This is a genomic window from Pseudomonas defluvii (assembly GCF_001695625.1).
Lineage (GTDB): Bacteria > Pseudomonadota > Gammaproteobacteria > Pseudomonadales > Pseudomonadaceae > Aquipseudomonas > Aquipseudomonas defluvii.
Window position 1 is genome coordinate 28,997 of sequence record NZ_MBPN01000009.1, and the last position, 18,591, is coordinate 47,587.

At 61.8% G+C, this 18,591-nt stretch carries 17 protein-coding genes; 8 read left to right on the top strand and 9 right to left on the bottom strand.

Annotation, left to right across the window (positions count from 1 at the left end):
- Nucleotides 1-5 precede the first annotated feature (5 nt).
- The 4 genes from metX to EKA13_RS04415 form a co-directional block, all read right to left on the bottom strand.
- Nucleotides 6-1,145: a homoserine O-succinyltransferase MetX gene (gene metX, locus EKA13_RS04400; protein ID WP_065758192.1), complete on the bottom strand. Its 1,140-nt coding sequence runs from the start codon at nt 1,143-1,145 to the stop codon at nt 6-8.
- Nucleotides 1,146-1,297: 152 nt separating this feature from the next.
- Nucleotides 1,298-1,888, bottom strand: coding sequence for a YggT family protein (locus EKA13_RS04405; protein WP_065758193.1), 591 nt, complete (start codon nt 1,886-1,888; stop codon nt 1,298-1,300).
- Nucleotides 1,889-1,898: 10 nt separating this feature from the next.
- The gene (gene proC / locus EKA13_RS04410; RefSeq protein ID WP_065758194.1) at nt 1,899-2,717 is read right to left on the bottom strand and encodes a pyrroline-5-carboxylate reductase; all 819 of its coding nucleotides are present in this window, start codon (nt 2,715-2,717) and stop codon (nt 1,899-1,901) included.
- Between the two features lie 36 nt (nt 2,718-2,753).
- Nucleotides 2,754-3,440 carry a YggS family pyridoxal phosphate-dependent enzyme gene (locus EKA13_RS04415; RefSeq protein WP_065758195.1) on the bottom strand — a complete coding sequence of 229 codons (687 nt, stop codon included), beginning with the start codon at nt 3,438-3,440 and terminating at the stop codon, nt 2,754-2,756.
- Nucleotides 3,441-3,505: 65 nt separating this feature from the next.
- On the opposite strand from EKA13_RS04415, the gene EKA13_RS04420 reads away from it, so the two are divergent.
- Nucleotides 3,506-4,540, top strand: a complete 1,035-nt coding sequence (locus tag EKA13_RS04420) for a type IV pilus twitching motility protein PilT (protein WP_065758196.1) — start codon at nt 3,506-3,508, stop codon at nt 4,538-4,540.
- Here EKA13_RS04420 and EKA13_RS04425 read toward each other — a convergent pair.
- On the bottom strand, nt 4,537-5,160 hold the full coding sequence (locus EKA13_RS04425) for a C40 family peptidase (RefSeq protein ID WP_065758197.1): 624 nt from the start codon (nt 5,158-5,160) through the stop codon (nt 4,537-4,539). The two genes, EKA13_RS04420 and EKA13_RS04425, sit on opposite strands and share 4 nt — an antisense overlap.
- 155 nt (nt 5,161-5,315) lie before the next feature.
- On the opposite strand from EKA13_RS04425, the gene EKA13_RS04430 reads away from it, so the two are divergent.
- Nucleotides 5,316-5,735, top strand: a complete 420-nt coding sequence (locus tag EKA13_RS04430; protein WP_065758198.1) for an NINE protein — start codon at nt 5,316-5,318, stop codon at nt 5,733-5,735.
- 21 nt (nt 5,736-5,756) lie between these two features.
- Here the strand turns inward: EKA13_RS04430 and EKA13_RS04435 are convergent, their stop codons facing one another.
- The 3 genes from EKA13_RS04435 to EKA13_RS04445 all read right to left on the bottom strand — a co-directional run bounded on the left by EKA13_RS04435 (nt 5,757) and on the right by EKA13_RS04445 (nt 10,575).
- Nucleotides 5,757-6,452, bottom strand: a complete 696-nt coding sequence (locus EKA13_RS04435; RefSeq protein WP_065758199.1) for an SPOR domain-containing protein — start codon at nt 6,450-6,452, stop codon at nt 5,757-5,759.
- A 1-nt stretch (nt 6,453) separates the two neighbouring features.
- Nucleotides 6,454-8,190 (bottom strand): arginine--tRNA ligase, encoded by a 1,737-nt coding sequence (gene argS, locus EKA13_RS04440; protein ID WP_065758200.1) that lies wholly within the window; start codon nt 8,188-8,190, stop codon nt 6,454-6,456.
- Between the two features lie 165 nt (nt 8,191-8,355).
- A complete protein-coding gene (locus tag EKA13_RS04445) occupies nt 8,356-10,575 on the bottom strand; it encodes a primosomal protein N' (protein WP_065758201.1) in 2,220 nt (739 codons plus the stop codon).
- A gap of 167 nt (nt 10,576-10,742) precedes the next feature.
- On the opposite strand from EKA13_RS04445, the gene rpmE reads away from it, so the two are divergent.
- The 3 genes from rpmE to EKA13_RS04460 all read left to right on the top strand — a co-directional run bounded on the left by rpmE (nt 10,743) and on the right by EKA13_RS04460 (nt 13,231).
- Entirely contained in the window at nt 10,743-10,958 is a 216-nt protein-coding gene (rpmE, locus tag EKA13_RS04450; RefSeq protein WP_065758202.1) for a 50S ribosomal protein L31, read from the top strand.
- A 35-nt stretch (nt 10,959-10,993) separates the two neighbouring features.
- Entirely contained in the window at nt 10,994-11,782 is a 789-nt protein-coding gene (locus EKA13_RS04455; protein WP_065758232.1) for a thermonuclease family protein, read from the top strand.
- Between the two features lie 180 nt (nt 11,783-11,962).
- Nucleotides 11,963-13,231: a malic enzyme-like NAD(P)-binding protein gene (locus EKA13_RS04460; protein ID WP_065758203.1), complete on the top strand. Its 1,269-nt coding sequence runs from the start codon at nt 11,963-11,965 to the stop codon at nt 13,229-13,231.
- 325 nt (nt 13,232-13,556) lie between these two features.
- Here EKA13_RS04460 and EKA13_RS04465 read toward each other — a convergent pair whose 3' ends face one another.
- Complete coding sequence (locus EKA13_RS04465) at nt 13,557-15,983, bottom strand: penicillin-binding protein 1A (RefSeq protein ID WP_176717395.1); 2,427 nt, start codon at nt 15,981-15,983, stop codon at nt 13,557-13,559.
- Nucleotides 15,984-16,166: 183 nt separating this feature from the next.
- On the opposite strand from EKA13_RS04465, the gene pilM reads away from it, so the two are divergent.
- From pilM to EKA13_RS04480, 3 genes are read left to right on the top strand one after another with little or no spacing between them, the layout of a single operon-like run.
- Nucleotides 16,167-17,090 carry a type IV pilus biogenesis protein PilM gene (gene pilM / locus EKA13_RS04470; RefSeq protein ID WP_065758205.1) on the top strand — a complete coding sequence of 308 codons (924 nt, stop codon included), beginning with the start codon at nt 16,167-16,169 and terminating at the stop codon, nt 17,088-17,090.
- Nucleotides 17,090-17,632 (top strand): PilN domain-containing protein, encoded by a 543-nt coding sequence (locus tag EKA13_RS27800; protein ID WP_065758206.1) that lies wholly within the window; start codon nt 17,090-17,092, stop codon nt 17,630-17,632. The genes pilM and EKA13_RS27800 overlap by 1 nt, the downstream gene beginning before the upstream one ends.
- A complete protein-coding gene (locus EKA13_RS04480; RefSeq protein WP_065758207.1) occupies nt 17,629-18,570 on the top strand; it encodes a pilus assembly protein PilP in 942 nt (313 codons plus the stop codon). The genes EKA13_RS27800 and EKA13_RS04480 overlap by 4 nt, the downstream gene beginning before the upstream one ends.
- Nucleotides 18,571-18,591: the final 21 nt, after the last annotated feature.

Here is an 18,591-nt window from a genome sequence, read left to right on the forward strand (position 1 = left end):
GGTCCTCAGAGGGCAATGCGGTTCATGTAGCGGGAGAAGGCCTGCAGGTACCGTGGGATCGGGATCAGGAAGGCATCGTGGCCTTGTGGTGCATCGATCTCCAGGTAGCAGACGTTTTTCTTCGCGGCCATCAGTGCGTCGACGATCTCCCGCGAGCGGGCGGGCGAGAAGCGCCAGTCGGTGGTGAACGACATCACGCAGAAATCGGCTTTGACGCCGGCCAGGGTCGCGGCCAGGTCACCCCCGTGGGCGGCGGCCGGGTCGTAGTAGTCCAGGGCCTTGGTCATCAACAGGTAGGTGTTGGCGTCGAAACGCCCCGAAAATTCTTCGCCCTGATAGCGCAGGTAGCTTTCAACCTGGAATTCCACGCTGTGGAAGTCGTAGTTGAGCTTGTCGCTTTTCAGTTCGCGGCCAAACTTCTCGCCCATCGAGTCATCGGACAGGTAGGTAATGTGCCCGACCATGCGCGCCAGCATCAGGCCGCGCTTGGGGATTACCCCGTGCTCCTGGAAGTAACCGCCGTGGAACTCCGGGTCGGACAGGATGGCCTGGCGCGCCACTTCGTTGAAGGCGATGTTCTGTGCCGAGAGTTTCGGTGCCGAAGCGATGGTCAGGCAGTGGCGTACCCGCTCGGGGTAACTGATGGTCCACTGCAGCGCCTGCATGCCGCCGAGGCTGCCGCCAACGACCGCCGCCCAGGTGCTGATGCCAAGCCGGTCGGCCAGGCGTGCCTGGCTGTGTACCCAGTCTTCCACGGTGAGCACCGGGAACTCGGCACCAAAAGGCTTGCCGGTCGCCGGGTTTATGCTGCTTGGCCCGGTGGAACCGTTACAGCCGCCTAGGTTGTTCAGGCTGACGACGAAGAAACGGTTGGTGTCGATAGGTTTGCCGGGGCCGATGCAACTGTCCCACCATCCGGGCTTGCGGTCGTCGGCGCTGTGGTAGCCCGCCGCGTGGTGGTGCCCCGACAGGGCATGACAGATCAGCACGGCGTTGCTCGCGCTGCTGTTGAGTGTGCCGTAGGTTTCGTACATCAGGTCGTAGGCGGCCAGCGAACGACCGCAGGCCAAGGCCAGGGGATCGCTGAAGTGCGCCAGTTGCGGTGTTACCAGACCGACCGAATCTTCGGGAAAGACAGTGGACATCGACCCTGCTCACGCTTAAATGAGGCGTAAGTCTAAAGACCGCTGGGGTGGGGGGCAAGCCGCGTGGTAGATGGCTGGCCTTGCCGACGAAGCCATGTGAATTCATCGTCGGCAAGGCCGCCTCTGTGGGCGTGGTGTCGTCAGGCCTGAAATCAGACCAGCAGGCGCAGGATCTCTGGCATTGCGGTCATGGCTGCCAGGTTGTTGATGACCAGCATGTCGATCAGTTTCAGCGCCATGAACGCCAGGATCGGCGAAATATCCAGGCCGCCGAGGTTTGGCAGCAGGCGACGGAACGGGGCCAGGAACGGATCGCAGATCTGGTTGACCAGTTCGGCACCAGGGTTGTGGCTGCCCGGTGCGACCCAGGACAGGATCACGCTGACGATCAGGGCGAAGAAGAAGATCTTCAAGAACAGCGCGGTGACGCCAATGATCGACCAGATCAGCAACTGTACCGGGTTGCCGGTGGTGCCGTAGGCCAGCAACAAGGTCAGGCCCATCAGCAGCAGCTGCACGGCCAGTGCCAGCAGCAATGACGACATGTCCAGGCCGAACAGGCTGGGGATGATCCGGCGCAACGGTTTGAGCAGCGGCTGGGTGGCGCGTACGGCAAACTGGCTGAGCGGGTTGTAGAAGTCTGCGCGAACCAGCTGCAGGATGAAGCGCAGCATCACGACCAGCAGGAACAGGCTGCCGAGGGTCTGCAGAATGTAGATTGCAGCGGTGTTCAGTCCGATCATCTTCGGCTCCTTAGTTGCCTAGTTGTTCGGCCAGTTCGGCCGAGCGGTGCGCAGCTGCGCCCAGCGCTTTTTCCACCAGCGCTTCGAATCCATCAGCCTGGAAGGACTTGATCGCCGCCTCCGTGGTGCCGGCTGGCGAGGTCACCCGACGGCGCAATTCAGCTGCGTCGACATCACTGGTAACTGCCATTTGCGCGGCACCCAGTGCGGTCTGCAGGGTCAGGCGTGCTGCGGTTTCACGTGGCAGGCCAAGTTTCTCGCCGGCTGCAGTCATGGCTTCGATCAGCAGAAAGAAGTAGGCCGGGCCGCTGCCGGATACGGCAGTAACGGCGTCCAGTTGCTGTTCCTGTTCCAGCCACAGTGCGATGCCTACGGCCGAGAGCAGTTGTTCGGCCTGCTGGCGCTGTTCGGCACTGACCTGGGCGGTGGCGAACAGGCCGCTGACGCCCTGACGCAGTAGCGCTGGGGTGTTGGGCATGCAGCGTACGATCGGCTGGGCGCCAAGCCATTGGTTCATGCTGGCGCAGGTGATGCCGGCAGCAATCGAGACGACCAGCTGGTTTGGCTTGAGGTTGGGTTGCAGGGCCAGGCAAACGGCTTTCATGGCCTGCGGTTTGACGGCCAGCACGATCACGTCGGCGCCGTCGATGGCCTCGGCATTGTCGGCGAACATCTCGATGCCGTGTTCGGCGTGAACTTTGGCGCGTTGTTCGGCGCCAGGGTCGCTGGCGCGAATCTGCGCAGCCTCCAGGCCCTGTGCGCGCAGGCCGCCGATCAGGCTGGCGGCCATGTTGCCGGCACCGATAAAGGCAATACGAGTCTTGCTCATGTCAGGTCCTTGTCGAAAAAGGTGAGTAAAGCAGGGTCAGGGTTGGCTGTAGTCACGGGCGCCAAACAGCGCGGTACCGATGCGCACCCAGGTTGCACCCTGTGCAATCGCCGACTCCAGGTCGTGGCTCATGCCCATGGATAACGTGTCGAGTGGCAAGCCCAGGCTGGCCTGCAGGTCGCGTACCTTGGCAAAGGCTGCGTCCTGCGCGGTGCGGTCTTCGGTGGGCTCGGGTATCGCCATCAAGCCACGCAGCTTCAGCCGTGGTAGCACCGCGATAGCAGCGGCCAGCGCGGGCAGTTCCTCCGGGGTGCAGCCGGACTTGCTGTCTTCGCCACTGACATTGACCTGAATACAGATGTTCAATGGTTCCAGCGATTCAGGGCGCTGCTCGGAAAGGCGTTGAGCGATTTTCAGGCGATCCACGGAATGTACCCAGTCGAAGTGCTCGGCGATAGCGCGCGTCTTGTTCGACTGAATGGGGCCGATGAAGTGCCAGGTCAAGGGCAGGTCGGTCAATTCGGCCTGTTTGCCCAGGGCTTCCTGCAGGTAGTTCTCGCCCATGTCGCGCAGGCCTGCAGCGAAGGCTTCGCGCACGGCGGCGGCAGGTTTGGTTTTGCTCACGGCCAGCAGCTTGATGCTGGCCGGATCTCGCCCGGCAGCCTCGGCGGCACGGTGGATGCGCTCGGCGAGGGTGGAAATGTTGTCTGCTATGGTGGACATGATCGATGCCAGCGGCTCTTTGGGTCTGCGGCATTCTACCTGCTTGGCGGTGTTTGGGGAGTCTTATGGATGTGACTGAACTGCTGGCCCTTGCTGTCAAGGAGGGGGCCTCGGACCTGCACCTGGCTGCGGGTGATGTGCCAATGATCCGCCTGGATGGCGAGATGCTGCGACTGGATTTGCCGCCGCTTGAGCCTGATCAGGCGCGGGCGTTAATCGCGCAAATCATGACGGATCAGCAAAAAAAGGATTTCAAAACCCTTCAGGATCTCGATTTCTCCTTTGCCATGGCGGGGGTAGGGCGCTTCAGGGTAAATGCCTTCGAGCAGTTGCAGGGCGTGGGGGCGGTATTCCGGTTGATCCCCTCATCGGTGCGTGGCCTGGCTGAGTTGGGGCTGGGGGCTGTTTTCCGGCAAATCGCCGAACTGCGTAGTGGGCTTGTATTGGTGACCGGGCCCACCGGCTCGGGAAAGTCCACCACCCTGGCAGCCTTGATTGATCACCTGAACCGCGAGCGCGCCCTGCATATTCTCACGGTCGAAGACCCGATCGAGTTTATCCACAGCCCGGTGCGTGGACGGATCAGCCAGCGTGAGGTACAGCGTCACAGTCACAGTTTTGCGGCGGCGCTACGGGCCGCCCTGCGTCAGGACCCGGATGTGATCATGCTGGGGGAATTGAGGGACCTGGAGACGATTCGCCTGGCCCTGACGGCGGCCGAAACCGGGCATCTGGTGCTGGCCACCCTGCATACGGGCTCGGCAGCGAAAACCGTTGACCGGATCGTCGATGTATTTGCTGCCGAGGAAAAGCAATTGGTGCGCGCGATGCTGGCGGAGTCCCTGCAGGCGGTGGTCTCCCAGGTGCTGGTGCGCAAACCAGGTGGTGGCCGGGTGGCCGCGCACGAGATCATGCTGGCGACGCCGGCGATTCGCAATTTGATCAGGGAGGGGAAAGTGGTGCAGATCCAGTCTGCAATCCAGACCGGCGGGGCGCTGGGCATGCAGACCCTGGACAGTTGTCTGCAGGGTCTGATGGCAAGGGGGGAGATCAGTGCTGATACGCGCCGGGCGGTGGGATGCGCGCCCGGTGGGTTTTAGCGCTTGGCCAGGTTCAGCTGTTGCTGGTCCTTGGGCAGTACGCGCTTTGCAACCACATAATGGTTCTGCCAGTAAGGCTTGTTCAGCGTATCAATGCTGACGCGCTTGCCGGTGCGTGGCGCATGGATGAAGCGGTCGTTGCCCAGGTAAATGGCAACGTGGTTGACCTTGCGGCTCTTGATGTTGAAGAACAGCAAGTCGCCCGGTTTCAGGTCTTTTTTATCGACCTTGATGCCGTGGCCGCTGGCCATGGCGTTGGAGGTGCGAGGCAGGTCGACTTCATCGATATCGTTGAAGGCGTACTTGACCAGGCCGCTGCAGTCGAAGCCTTTGCTTGGGCTGCTGCCACCCCAGCGATAGGGGGTGCCCAGCGCGTTGACGGCGCGGCTCAGCACATCGCTGCTTTGCTTGGCCGACAGGTTGGCCGTTGATTTTGTCGGTTTTGCACTACGGTTGGCATAGTGGATCGGTGATGCCGAACCTTTGTTGGCGTGTACGCCGGTGGCATTGGCGGTATAGCCAGAGAAGCCATTAGGAAGACGTTGCTCACGATTGGTGGCGTGGGCGGCCAGGGGCAATAATAAGCAAATAGTCAGCCATGTCTTGAAAAGGGGACGCATAGGCAGGGCTCTTGTTGGTTAGCGCGCAACTTTATAACAGCTTTTTTGCGCGGATCTGCCCCGTTGGTCGATTTCGACGGCACCATACGTCGGCTTGCTACTGAAAAGTCACATTTTTGTTTAGAAAATTTTCACATAACCCGCTGAGGCTACGAATGAACAGTTATCAACAGAGCCCACCCTTCCATGACACGCACAGCAAGGTTGTAGGCTATCTGCTGTGGTGCTTCGGTTTTCTCGGTGCGCACCGCTTTTACTATGGCAAGCCAGTCACAGGCACAATCTGGTTCTTTACCCTGGGGTTGCTCGGCATCGGCTGGTTGATCGACCTGTTCCTGATCCCGTCGATGGACCGTGAAGCCGACTTGCGCTTTCACTCTGGGCCTTTGGATTACAACATCGCCTGGATTCTGCTGACGTTTCTTGGGGTGTTTGGCGTGCATCGCATGTACCAGGGCAAATGGATCAGTGGCCTGATCTACCTGGTGACGGGCGGTCTGTTTCTGGTGGGCGTGCTGTACGACTTCTGGACCCTGAACGACCAGGTGTCGCTGAGAAACGCCCAACGGCGCTAAGGCGCCGCTGGGCGAGGGGGCTTACTGGCGGTTTTGGCGCTGCTGCAAGAGCAGGTTGTTGAAGCCGCTACCGGCCAACTGCTTTTGGGCCACGGTCAATTGTTCGCGGTTGCTGAACGGGCCCACCAGCACGCGGTACCAGGTTTCGTCGCGGACCATGCCGGACTCGACCTGCACGGCCTGGCCGAGCAGGATGATCTGCGCACGGACCTTGTCGGCGTCAGCCTGCTTGCGGAACGAGCCGGCCTGCAGGAAGAACTGGGTGGTCGCTGCCGGTTTCACCACGGGAGGTGGCGGTGGCGGCGTTTGCCCCAGCAGTGCGGCCTGGGCCCTGGCGGTGTCGATCTTCGCGGCTTCAGCCGGTGTCACCGGCTGCTGTGGCTGGGCGGGTACCGGCGGGGTTTTCTCCGGTACGGCTTCCGGCGGCACGATGACTTCCGACTCTGGCAGCAAGGTGTAGAAGTCGTATTTCGGCTTCACCGGTTGCTGTGGGCTGGGCGGTGTCTTGTTCGCTTCGGCAGCGCGCTCGGCTTTCTGCTGTTCGGGCTTGCTCCGCTTGACCTCGTCGGTGCTCGGATCAAGCTTCATCAGAAAGACAATGAACGCGCCCACGGTCAGGCCGACAGCCAGCCACAGCCAGCCGGGGATCGGTTTCTTCTCCGGTGCCTGATAGCGGCTGGCGCCGCGCTTGGGGGCGGGCTTTTTCTTGGCTGCCACCTTACATGCGCTCCAGGGTTTCCAGGCCCAGCAGTTCCAGGCCCTGCTTGAGGGTGCGACCGGTCAGTGCGGCCAGGCGCAGGCGGCTCTGTTGCTGTTCGGCCGTTTCGGCGGCCAGGATCGGGCAGTTCTCATAGAAGCTGGAGAACAGGCCGGCGACGTCGTACAGGTAGCTGCAAAGCACGTGCGGCGTACCTTTTTCAGCAACGTTGTTCAGGGTTTCGCCGAATTGCGCCAGGCGCGCCGCGAGGTCGTGTTCCTGGGCGGCTTGCAGGGTGATATGGCCGTCAACTTCGCTGAAGTCCTTGCCCAGCTTGCGGAATACGCCCGCCACGCGGGTGTAGGCGTACAGCAGGTAAGGCGCGGTGTTGCCTTCGAAGTTGAGCATCAGGTCGAAGTTGAAGCTGTAGTCGCTGGTGCGGTGCTTGGACAGGTCGGCGTATTTCACCGCGTCGATACCGACAACCTGGGCGATGGCGCGCAGTTCATCTTCCGCCAGTTGCGGGTTCTTTTCCTTGACCAGGGTGTACGCACGTTCCTTGGCTTCGGTGAGCAGGTCGATCAGCTTGACCGTGCCGCCGTCGCGGGTCTTGAACGGGCGGCCATCGGCGCCGTTCATGGTGCCGAAGCCCATGTGCTCCATGATCATGTCGTTACCGACGAAGCCAGCGCGGCGGGCGACTTCGAACACCTGCTGGAAGTGCAGTGCCTGGCGCTGGTCAACGAAATACAGGGCGCGGTCGGCCTTGAGGACGTTGCTGCGGTAGCGCACGGCTGCCAGGTCAGTGGTCGCGTACAGGTAGCCGCCATCGGCCTTCTGCACGATCACCGGCAGTGGGTCGCCGTCGGCGGTCTTGTACTCTTCGAGGAATACGCACTGGGCACCGTTGCTTTCGACCAGCAGGCCCTTGGCCTTGAGGTCGTTGACCACGTTGATCAGGTCGTCGTTGTAGGCGCTTTCGCCCATGACGTCAGCCATGGTCAGTTTGACGTTGAGCTGCTCGTAGGTCTTCTGGCAGTGCGACAGCGAGATGTCCTTGAAGCGGGTCCACAGCTTCAGGCATTCGGCGTCACCGGCTTGCAGCTTGACCACCAGGCCGCGCGCGCGGTCGGCGAAGGCTTCGGACTCGTCGAAGCGCTTTTTCGCGGCGCGGTAGAAGTTTTCCAGGTCCGACAGCTCGTCGCTGGTGATCGGGTTTTCTTCCAGATAGGCCATCAGCATGCCGAACTGGGTGCCCCAGTCGCCGACGTGGTTCTGCCGGATCACGTTGTCGCCGAGGAACTCGAGTACGCGGGCGACGGCATCGCCGATGATGGTCGAGCGCAGGTGGCCAACGTGCATCTCTTTGGCCAGGTTGGGTGCCGACAGGTCAACGACCACTTTCTGTTGTGGGCCGGCTTTCTGTACGCCAAGTTTGCTGTCGGCCAGCGCGGCGTCGAGGCGTGACGCCAGGGCCTGGGTATTCTGGAAGAAGTTCAGGAAGCCGGGGCCGGCGATTTCCACTTTGCTGACCTGGGCATCGGCGGGCAGGGCCGCGATGATTTTTTCGGCCAGGTCGCGTGGCTTCATGCCGGCCGGCTTGGCCAGCATCATCGCGATATTGCTGGCGAAGTCGCCGTGGGTCTTGTCCCGGGCGTTTTCCACCTGGATCGCCGGCGTAAGCCCTTCAGGCAGCACACCGTCGGTGACGAGTTGGGTGAGGGCTTGCTGGATCAGCTGGCGAATGGTGTCTTTCATGGGATTCTCTTTCGACCGCAAGCGCGGCGGCGCTTGGATGCGCAGGTGGAAAAACTGAACATTATCCGTTGCTGGCACGAGCTTGCCAACCTTTGGGGCTGTCTTGCGTTCGATCCTCTGCAATACGTACTCAAACCGGCCTCGTCGACGATGAGGCCGGATGGGTCAGTAGAGGTCGACCGGGTCCACATCCAGCGACCAGCGTACCTGCCGCCCGCTGGGCATGTGTTCCAACAATAGCAGCCAGGCATTGATCAGCCGATGCAGCGGCGCGCGTGCGTTGGCCTGCAGCAGCAACTGTGCGCGGTAACGACCGGCCCGACGCTCCATTGGCGCAGGTACTGGCCCGAGCAGCTCGATGCCATGCAGGTTGTGCTCGGCCAGCAGTTGTTCGGCGGCGGCGCAGGCTTCATCGAGAAAGCCCTCGGCCTGCCCCGGCTTGTGGGCTTCGGCGCGCAGCAGGGCAAGGTGTGCGAAGGGTGGCAGGCCGGCTGCACGGCGCTCGCTCAGGGCCTGCTCGGCAAAGGCGAAGTAGCCTTGTTCGGTCAGTTGCACCAGCAGTGGATGGTCGGCCAGGTGGGTCTGGATAATGACTCTGCCGGGCTCTTCTGCGCGCCCTGCGCGGCCCGCAACTTGAACGATCAACTGGGCCATGCGCTCGCTGGCGCGGAAATCGCCGGAAAACAGTCCACCATCGGCATCGAGAATGGCAACCAGCGTGACCCTCGGGAAGTGGTGACCCTTGGCCAGCATCTGGGTGCCGACCAGAATGCACGGCTGACCGCGCTGGATGGTGGCAAACAACTGGTTCATCGCATCCTTGCGCGAGGTGCTGTCGCGGTCGACGCGTAGCACCGGGTAGTCCGGAAACAGGATGCTCAGGCGTTCTTCGGCGCGCTCGGTGCCGGCGCCGACCGGGCGCAGGTCGACCTTGTTGCATTGTGGGCACTGGCGAGGCATGCGCTCTTCATAGCCGCAATGGTGGCAGCGCAACTCGCCGGAGCGCTGGTGAACGGTCATCCGCGCATCGCAGCGCGGGCACTCGGACATCCAGCCGCAATCGTGGCAGAGCAGTGTCGGGGCAAAGCCTCGGCGGTTGAGGAACACCAGTACCTGCTGCCCCGCTGCGAGTGTCTGGCCGATGGCTTGTTGCATCGGGCCGCTGATGCCGCTATCCAGTGGGCGACTCTTGACGTCCAGACGCAGAAAACGCGGTGCCTGGGCACCTCCGGCGCGGTGGTTCAGGCGCAGCAGGCCGTAGCGACCCGTGTAGGCATTGTGCAGGCTTTCCAGCGATGGCGTGGCGGAGCCCAGCACGATCGGGATGTTTTCCTGGCGAGCGCGTACCAGTGCCAGGTCGCGTGCGTGGTAACGCAGGCCTTCTTGCTGTTTATAGGAGCCGTCATGCTCTTCATCAATGATGATCAGCCCCGGGTTCTTCATGGGGGTGAACAGGGCTGAACGGGTGCCGATGATGATGTCGGCCTCGCCATCGCGGGCCGCCAGCCAGGCATCCAGGCGTTCGCGATCGTTGACCGCGGAGTGCAATAAGGCGATGCGGGCATTGAAGCGCTGCTCGAAGCGGGCCAGGGTCTGTGGGCCAAGGTTGATCTCGGGGATCAGAATCAGCGCCTGTTTGCCGGCTTCCAGGGCTTCACGGATCAGTTGCAGGTAAACCTCGGTCTTGCCGCTGCCGGTGACACCAGCAAGGAGGAAGGCGTGGAAGCTGTCGAAACCGGCTCGCACGGCGTTGAAGGCGGCGTGCTGTTCCTCGTTGAGCGGCAGTTCCGGTTGTGCCAGCCAATGCTCATGGCGCTGTTGCGGCGCATGGCGGCGTACTTCAACCTGCACCAGTTCTTTGCTCAGCAGCAGGTCAAGGCTGTCTTTGTTCAGGCCCAGTTTGCCGAGCAGGCCGTGGGCGACGCCGTGCGGGTGCTGGGCCAGGGTCGACAATGCTTCGCGTTGGCGTGGTGCCCGGGCAATGCGCGGGTCGTCCAGGCGTGCGCCAGGTGCAATCTGCCAGAAGCGCTCCTGCCGCGCTTCGGCCGGTTCACCCTGGCGCAGAAACACCGGCAGCGCCCAGCTGAAGGTGTCGCCCAGGCTGTGCTGGTAGTACTGCGCGGTCCACAGGCACAGCTTGAAGAAGGCTGGCGGCAGTGGAGAGACCGGATCGAGCAGCGCGATGGCGGGCTTGAGCTTGTCGGCTGGGACGTCACTGTGGTCGCAGACCTCCACCAGGATGCCGATCATTTCGCGCCGACCGAATGGCACACGAATGCGCATGCCGGGTGTCAGTTCGACGCGGGCCATGCTCGCTGGGGCCCTGTAGTCGAACAGTCGCCGCAGGGGCGAGGGCAGAGCAAGGCGCAGAATGACGTCGGACACGCGGTAATTTCTCTGAAGGGGGATTCCTGGACCGCCGAGCCTAGCAGACGACCGCCGGTGCAAGCGACAACTTGCGTCGACCGTCGGCTCTGGTATTATTCGCCGCCTAATTACGTGCGGTATTCAACAATGGTGTTGGATGGCGGCACGCAGTCGAGGAAGTGACCATGAAGCCAGAAATTCATCCAACATACGAAGCCGTTACTGCCACCTGCAGCTGCGGCGCTGTCATCGAAACCCGTTCGACTCTGTGCAAGCCACTGAGCCTCGACGTGTGCTCGCTGTGCCACCCGTTCTACACCGGTAAGCAAAAAGTACTGGACACTGGCGGCCGCGTACAGAAGTTCGCCGATCGCTTCGGCATGTTCGGTGCCAAGAAGTAAGATTGCGCGCAAGGCTAGCCCCTGTGGGCCTGTCAATGCTGCTGAAGAAGGCGTCCCTCGTGGGCGCCTTTTTTATGGGCGCGATTTGGCAGGGCGTCGCCCTGGCGTTCTGTCCTGCCCCGGCCGGCGTACAGTCGGTCAGCGTCACGCAGGTGGTCGATGGCGATACCGTGCGTCTGGAGGATGGGCGCAGCGTGCGCCTGATTGGGGTAAATGCCCCGGAAATCGGTCGCAAAGGCCGCAGCAGTGAACCGTTTGCCGAAGCTGCCCGGCAACGCCTGCAAGCGTTGGTCAAGGCCAGTGGCGGGCGTATTGGCCTGCAGCCCGGCGTGCAAGGTCGCGACAAGTATGGGCGTACACTTGCACATATCTACACACGCAATGGCGACAATATTGAGGCGCAGTTGTTGGCTGAAGGCTTGGGCTATCGCGTGGCAGTGGCGCCTAACGTTGCGCTGGTGACGTGCCAGCAGGACGCCGAGCGAGTGGCTCGCCAGGCGGGGCTGGGGCTTTGGCGCGCACCTGCAGTGCGTACTGCCGGGCAAATCGAACAGTCGGGCTTTGCGCTGATTACTGGCCGGGTTCGGGGCATTGAGCGTAACCGTGGCGGCGTCTGGATCGAAATCGACGAGGGACTGGTGCTTCAGGTCAGCCCGCGCTTGCAGGGTGACTTCCCATCGTCCTTTTTTGAGGGTCTCAAGGGGCGCAAGGTCGAAGCACGGGGTTGGGTGCTGGATCGTTCCCGCAAAGGCGGGCTGAAATCGGGGCAGGCGCGTTGGTTGCTGCCGCTGACTGACCCAAGCATGCTCGAGCGGGTTGATTAAGTAAAAATTGTGGACATTTTTAAAATAAATTGTACACACTGAAAGCCTTGCAGGACGCGGCTCTTGGCTGAAAGTCGTAGGTTAAAGGCCTTGACACTAGTGACCGGGCAGTCTTGTCGGCCCCTTGCTCTTTGCGTATCCTCGGCGGCTCGTCAGAACAGTAAAAGCGGAATGCCCATCATGTCAGATTTGAAAACTGCCGCTCTCGAATACCATGCTCAGCCTCGTCCGGGGAAACTGAGCGTCGAGCTCACCAAGCCTACTGCGACTGCTCGCGACCTGGCCCTGGCCTACAGCCCGGGCGTCGCCGAGCCGGTACGTGAAATCGCTCGCGATCCAGAGCTGGCCTACAAGTACACCGGCAAGGGCAATCTGGTAGCAGTCATTTCCGACGGCACTGCCATCCTCGGCCTGGGTAACCTGGGCCCTCTGGCTTCCAAGCCTGTCATGGAAGGCAAGGGTGTTCTGTTCAAGCGTTTCGCCGGTATCGATGTGTTCGACATCGAAGTCGACTCGGAAAGCCCACAGGCGTTCATCGACACCGTCAAGCGTATCTCCATCACCTTCGGTGGTATCAACCTGGAAGACATCAAGGCGCCAGAGTGCTTTGAGATCGAACGTGCTCTGATCGAGCAGTGCGACATCCCGGTATTCCACGATGACCAGCACGGTACTGCGATCGTGACCGCTGCGGGCATGATCAACGCCCTGGAAATCGCTGGCAAAACCTTGGGCGAGGCGAAAATCGTCTGCCTGGGCGCCGGCGCTGCTGCCATCTCCTGCATGAAGCTGCTGGTGAGCATGGGTGCGCAGATCGAAAACATCTTCATGGTTGACCGTACTGGCGTTATCCACGCTGGCCGTGACGACCTGAACCAGTACAAGGCGGTGTTCGCTCACGCTACCGAGAAGCGCACCCTGTCCGAAGCGCTGGAAGGCGCTGACGTGTTCGTAGGCCTGTCCGGCCCGAACCTGCTGAGCGCTGAAGACCTCAAGCGCATGGCGGCCAACCCGATCGTGTTCGCCTGCTCCAACCCGGATCCAGAGATCTCGCCGGAACTGGCTCACGCCACCCGCAACGATGTGATCATGGCCACCGGCCGTTCGGACTACCCGAACCAGGTCAACAACGTACTGGGCTTCCCGTTCATCTTCCGTGGTGCCCTGGACGTTCGCGCCAAGCGCATCAACGAAGAGATGAAGATCGCTGCTGCCAACGCCCTGCGTGAGCTGGCCAAGCTGCCAGTGCCGAAGGAAGTGTGCGACGCCTACGGCGGTATCGCGCTGGAGTTCGGTCGTGAGTACATCATTCCGAAGCCAATGGATGCTCGCCTGATCACCGTGATCTCCGATGCTGTGGCCAAGGCTGCGATCGAGACTGGTGTAGCAACCCTGCCGTATCCGAAGAACTACCCGCTGAAAAGCGTGGATGACGTGTTCAACGGCTAAGCCGTTGTAGCGCTCCAGCAAAAAGCCCCGGCGCGTGAGCACCGGGGCTTTTTTTGTGCGCCGTAGAAGCCATCGCGGGCAAGCCTGCATCCCGCACCTGTAGGGGCAGGCTTGCCTGCGCTGGCATCGGCGCGGTGCCAGCGAGGCCGCGGCGCCTGCATCGTTGGCAAGCCAACTCCCACAGGAATCCGCGCAGAACAGTGCATCTCTGTAGGATCAGGCTTGCCTGCGATGCAGGCGCCGCGATAGGGCTTGTACCCCAACGATGACGCCGTCGCCTGCAAGAGCCGTACTCCTGCGGTGTAGGAGTACGGTTGCTATGGCGTCAGAACAGGTCGATCGGAGCCGCTTCATCTGCGGGCAGCGGGCTCCCCGGCAGATTGCTGTTGCCCAGTTCGTTGACTGACGGCGGTGAGTCTTCAGCCTTGAACAGTTCAAAGTAGGCGTTTGGCGTGCTAGGTGTCGCTGCACGACCACTGGCCGGGTCAATTCGCAGGCTGAGGATGCCCTCCGGCTCTGCCAGGCTGTGCGCAGGTTTGTCCTTCAGCGCTGCGCCCATGAAGTTGATCCAGATCGGCAGGGCTACCGTGCCGCCATACTCGCGATGGCCGAGGGTCTCGGGCTGGTCGAAGCCCGTCCACACCGTGGTGGTGTAGTCGGCGTTGTAGCCAGAGAACCAGGCATCCTTGGCTTCGTTGGTGGTGCCTGTCTTGCCGGCTAGGTCGGTTCGCCCCAGAACCATCGCCCTGCGCCCGGTGCCACGCTTGATCACGTCTTCCAGCATGCTGGTAAGGATGTACGCGGTGCGGCCATCGATTATACGTGGCGCGATCACTGGCGCTTGCACCATGGTCGTAGGGTTGGCGGTATCGACGCTGATTGGCCCGGCTTCGGGGGCGGCAATGCCGTTCTGGTCTTCATTACCTTGCGGCACGCGCGCCGGGTTGGCAGTGAACAGTGTTTCGCCGTTACGGCTCTCGATGCGCTCGATCAGGTACGGGGCGATCTTGTAGCCGCCGTTGGCAAAGGTGCTCCAGCCGGTGGCGATCTCCATCGGGGTCAGGGTTGCCGTGCCCAGGGCCAGCGACAGGTTGCGTGGCAGGTCCTGTTTGTTGAAGCCAAACTTGGTGATGTAGTCGATCGTGGTGTCGACGCCCATGCTCTGCAGCAGGCGGATCGAAACCATGTTGCGCGACTTGTACAGTGCCTCACGCAGGCGGATCGGGCCAAGGAAGGTGTTGGTGTCGTTCTTCGGGCGCCAGACCTTGTCCAGGTACTCGTCGACAAACACGATAGGGGCATCGTTGACCAGGCTGGCGGCGGTGTAGCCGTTATCCAGTGCAGCACTGTAGATGAATGGCTTGAAGCTTGAGCCTGGCTGACGCTTGGCTTGCATGGCGCGGTTGTAGTTGCTCTGCTCGAAGGAGAACCCGCCGACCAGTGCGCGGATAGCGCCGCTGTGGGGGTCGAGCGAGACCAGTGCGCTCTGCGCTGTGGGTACCTGGCTGAACTTCAGGATGCCGCTGCTCAGGCGTTGCACCCGGATCAGGTCGCCGATCTGGGCAACATCTGCAGGTTGTTGTGGGCTGCGGCCCTGGCTGTTGGTGCTGAGGAATGGGCGGGCCCATTTCATGCTGTCCCAGGCAACCGGCAGCTCTTCGCCGGTGCGGGTCAGGACATGCAGGCCGCTCTTGTCAACCTGGGTCACGATAGCCGGCTCCAGGCCTCCCAGCGGTCGTTGCTTGTTCAGTTCCTGCAGCCATGCCGCTCGGGTTTTACCGGGCAGGCGCGATTCCGGTCCGCGGTAGCCGTGACGTTGGTCATAGGCGAGCAGCCCTTCCAGTACGGCATTGTTGGCCATTTCCTGGAGGTCGCTAGGGACGGTAACCGTCACCCGGAAACCTTCTGTGTAGGCGTCGCTGCCGTAGCGGCCAACCATCTCGGCGCGGGCCATCTCGGCAATGTAGGGCGCGTTCACTTCGGGGGTCGGTACGTGGTAGCTGGCGTTGATCGGCTCAGCCAACGCGCTCAGGTAGCTGGCTTCGTCGATTTTGCCAAGCTTGTACATACGGCCGAGGATCCAGTCGCGGCGCTCTTTGGCGCGTACCGGATTGGCCAGCGGGTTGAAGCGCGAGGGCGCCTTGGGCAGGCCGGCGATCATCGCCATTTGCGCCAGGCTTACGTCACGAATCGATTTGCCGTAGTAAACCTGGGCTGCGGCTTCAATGCCGTAGGCGCGGTTACCCAGGTAGATCTTGTTCACGTACAGCTCAAGGATTTCATCTTTGGTCAGTTCGCGCTCGATCTGCAGGGCCAGGAGAATTTCGTTGGTCTTGCGCGAGAAGCTGCGCTCGCTGCTCAGGAAGAAGTTCTTCGCCACCTGCATGGTGATGGTGCTGCCGCCACTCTGGATGTGGCCCGACTTGATCAATTGTGTTGCAGCGCGCATCAGGCTGCTCGGGTCGACCCCGTAGTGATTGGCGAAGTTGTCGTCTTCGGCAGCCAGCAATGCCTGGATGAAATGCGGCGGAATGTCGGCAAAACGGATGGGTGAACGACGCATTTCGCCAAACTCGGCGATGAGCTTGCCGTCACTGCTGTAGACCCGCAGGGGGATCTGCAACTGGATGCTTCTGAGGGCCTCTACCGAGGGCAAGCTGGGGCTAAGATACAGAAACGCGCCGCTCAGACCGAGTACGAGCGCACAAATGACTGCGACGAAAGACCACCAGAAGAACTTCAGCAGGCGTATCAAGGCTTTGGGGTGTCCAGGTAGAGGAGTGAGTTGAGCACAGGCCCGGCAGACGTCAAAAAACGCTGGGCATTATAAGCAAATTTCACCTCGGCGCGTTATGCGAGCTCTTGTCAAGGTGCTCGATTGCCGCTGGCGCAAGCGCTGCGCGGTGGATGGTGACTATAAAAATAGGGAAAGCCAATGTTTGGACGTTTCGGCAAGGATGCCGGTTCACTTTTGGGTATTGAAATTGTCGCTACTGCCGTACGCCTAGTGCAACTGGAGCGTCGTGGGGGCGGTTGCGCAGTGCGCGCCTGGGCGATTGAGCCACTGGCTGCTGGGGCGGTGATCGATGGGCGCATGGTGGCGCTTGATGTGATCGCAGCGGCGTTGGCCCAGGCATTCAGGCGCAGTGGTGCTACAGCGGTTGATGCCGCACTGTCGCTGCCGGCATCGGCGGTCATGTGTTGTGAGGTGACGTTGCCGCGTGGGCTCGGTGAGGCGGAAATGGCTAACCGTTTGTCTGACGAGCTTGCAGGCAGCATCCCTTACCCGCTCGATGATGCTGCCATCGACTTTCAAGTGATGGGTGTCAATGCGCAGGCACCGGGCGCGCTCGATGTGGCGGTAGCGGTATGCCGCTGGGATGCGCTGGAGGTGATCGAGGAGGTCCTGGCGCTGGCTGGCCTGTGCCCACAGGTTGTCGATATCGACAGCCATGCCTTGCAGCGGGTTGCCTGTCGGGCGTCAGGTGAGGTGTCTGCGGTGCTAGTGGTCGAGACAGACCATCTTGTCTTTCATCATCTGCGCGAGGCCGGTGAACACCGTCGGGACGAATTACGGGGCGGGGATGCGGCCCTGCAGTTGGAGTCCATTGTGCGTGCGCTCGACCACTGGTTGCTGGATAGCCTGGAGCGTGGCCGCGGATCAATGCCGGAGCAGTTGCTGTTGGTGGGTACTGGTGCCATTGCGGCGCTTGCCGAGCAGTTGCAGCCGAGGTTGGGTATTGCCTGCTCGGTGCTTGACCCCTTTGACGGCATGCCCGGTGTGCGGGATGGCGCATTGCGTGCAGCGGCGCCTTGCCTGGCGATTGCCAGCGGCCTTGCGCGCAGGAGCTTTGACTGATGCGGCGGGTCAACCTGCTGCCGTGGCGCGAGGCCAGGCGCCAGGCACGGGGTAAGCAGTTGCAGGTAATGCTGGTTGCAACCCTCGTGCTGGGGGGCGCAGGTGTGTACCTGGTGGATCGTGCGGTCGAACGGCGGCTAAGCGGACAGGAGGCGCGCAATGCCGGGTTGCAACAAGACAGTGAGCAGCTTGATGAGTTGATCGCCCGCCTGTCCGATCTGGCAGAGCAACGTGATGCCTTGCTGGAGCAGTTACAGGACGTTGAGGTGTTGCAGGAGGGCCAGGGATTCGACGTGCTTGAGCGTTTGGTTTACGCCGTGCCGCAGGGTGTACAGCTCACCGGATTGCTCTTTGAGGCTGCGCAGTTGAACGTCTCGGGGTTGGCCCCTTCAAGTGCAGCGGTTGCCCGCTTCCTGCGTAACCTTGGCACCGTACCGGGCTTGCAGAGGCCTGAGCTGCAGGATGTGCAGTCGATCGGAACGGGGGTGGCCTTTCAGCTGCTGGTGGGCGTGCAGTTGGCTGATTCGGAGCCTGCGCCATGAGCCGGCTGGCAATGCTTGCCGGTTTGGAGTGGGGCGTGCTGGGCAGTTGGTCCTGGCGGGCGAAGGCCGCGCTGCTGGCAGCCTCCTTGGCTGCCGTGACAGGGTTAGGCTACGGGGTTCAGGTACGTGATGGGCTGCTGGATCTTGAGCGCTCCATGGGCCGAGAGGTAGCGCTCAGGGGCGAAATTGCCGAAAAGTCGGTGCAGGCCGCGCTTTCGGAGGGCTATCACCAGCAGATCGATGCCTTGCAGCACCGTCTTGAGTCTGCAAGGCAGCGGTTGCAGCAGGGCGATGCTGCACGGTTGCTGGAGGATGTCGCGCGGCTGGGCGACGGGCTTTGGGTCGAGCAGTTCAAGCTGCTTGATGAGGTGCCTCATGCCTATTTTGTCGAACAGCCGCTGGAATTGAACGCCATAGGCGCTTATCCACAACTGACGGCCTTGCTCGCCGGTCTGGCCGGGCTGTCCCGTATCGTCACCTTGACGTCGTTGCAACTGGCCCCGGCAGAGGCGAAGGCACCGGGGCAACTGCAGCTGCGCCTGCTTGCCAGTACCTATCGTGCTGGTGATCAGTCTCAGGCGCTGGAGCCTGCCCTGTTGCCGGTGATCGCCGACGCTTCAGCGCCATTGCCACAAGATCCGTTTGCTGCCGTTGAGCCACTTGAGTCGCGCACGCTGCTTGAGCGGCTTGCGCTTGAGCAGTTTGAAATGGTCGGCAGCCTGCGCGGCCGGCAGGGGAGAGTGGCTCTGTTAAGAGGGGCGGGTTCGATACACCGTATTCAGTTGGAGGATCGCTTGGGGCCTGATCACGGACGCGTCGTGGCCATCAGCGAGCATCAAGTGGAGCTTGTCGAGCAAGTGTTCATTGAGGGCAGGGGCTGGCTTGAGCGGCCCCGAACCCTTGTGTTGAAGCAGGCAGACCGAGTAGACGGTCGCTGACACTGGAGGTCATGGATGAGC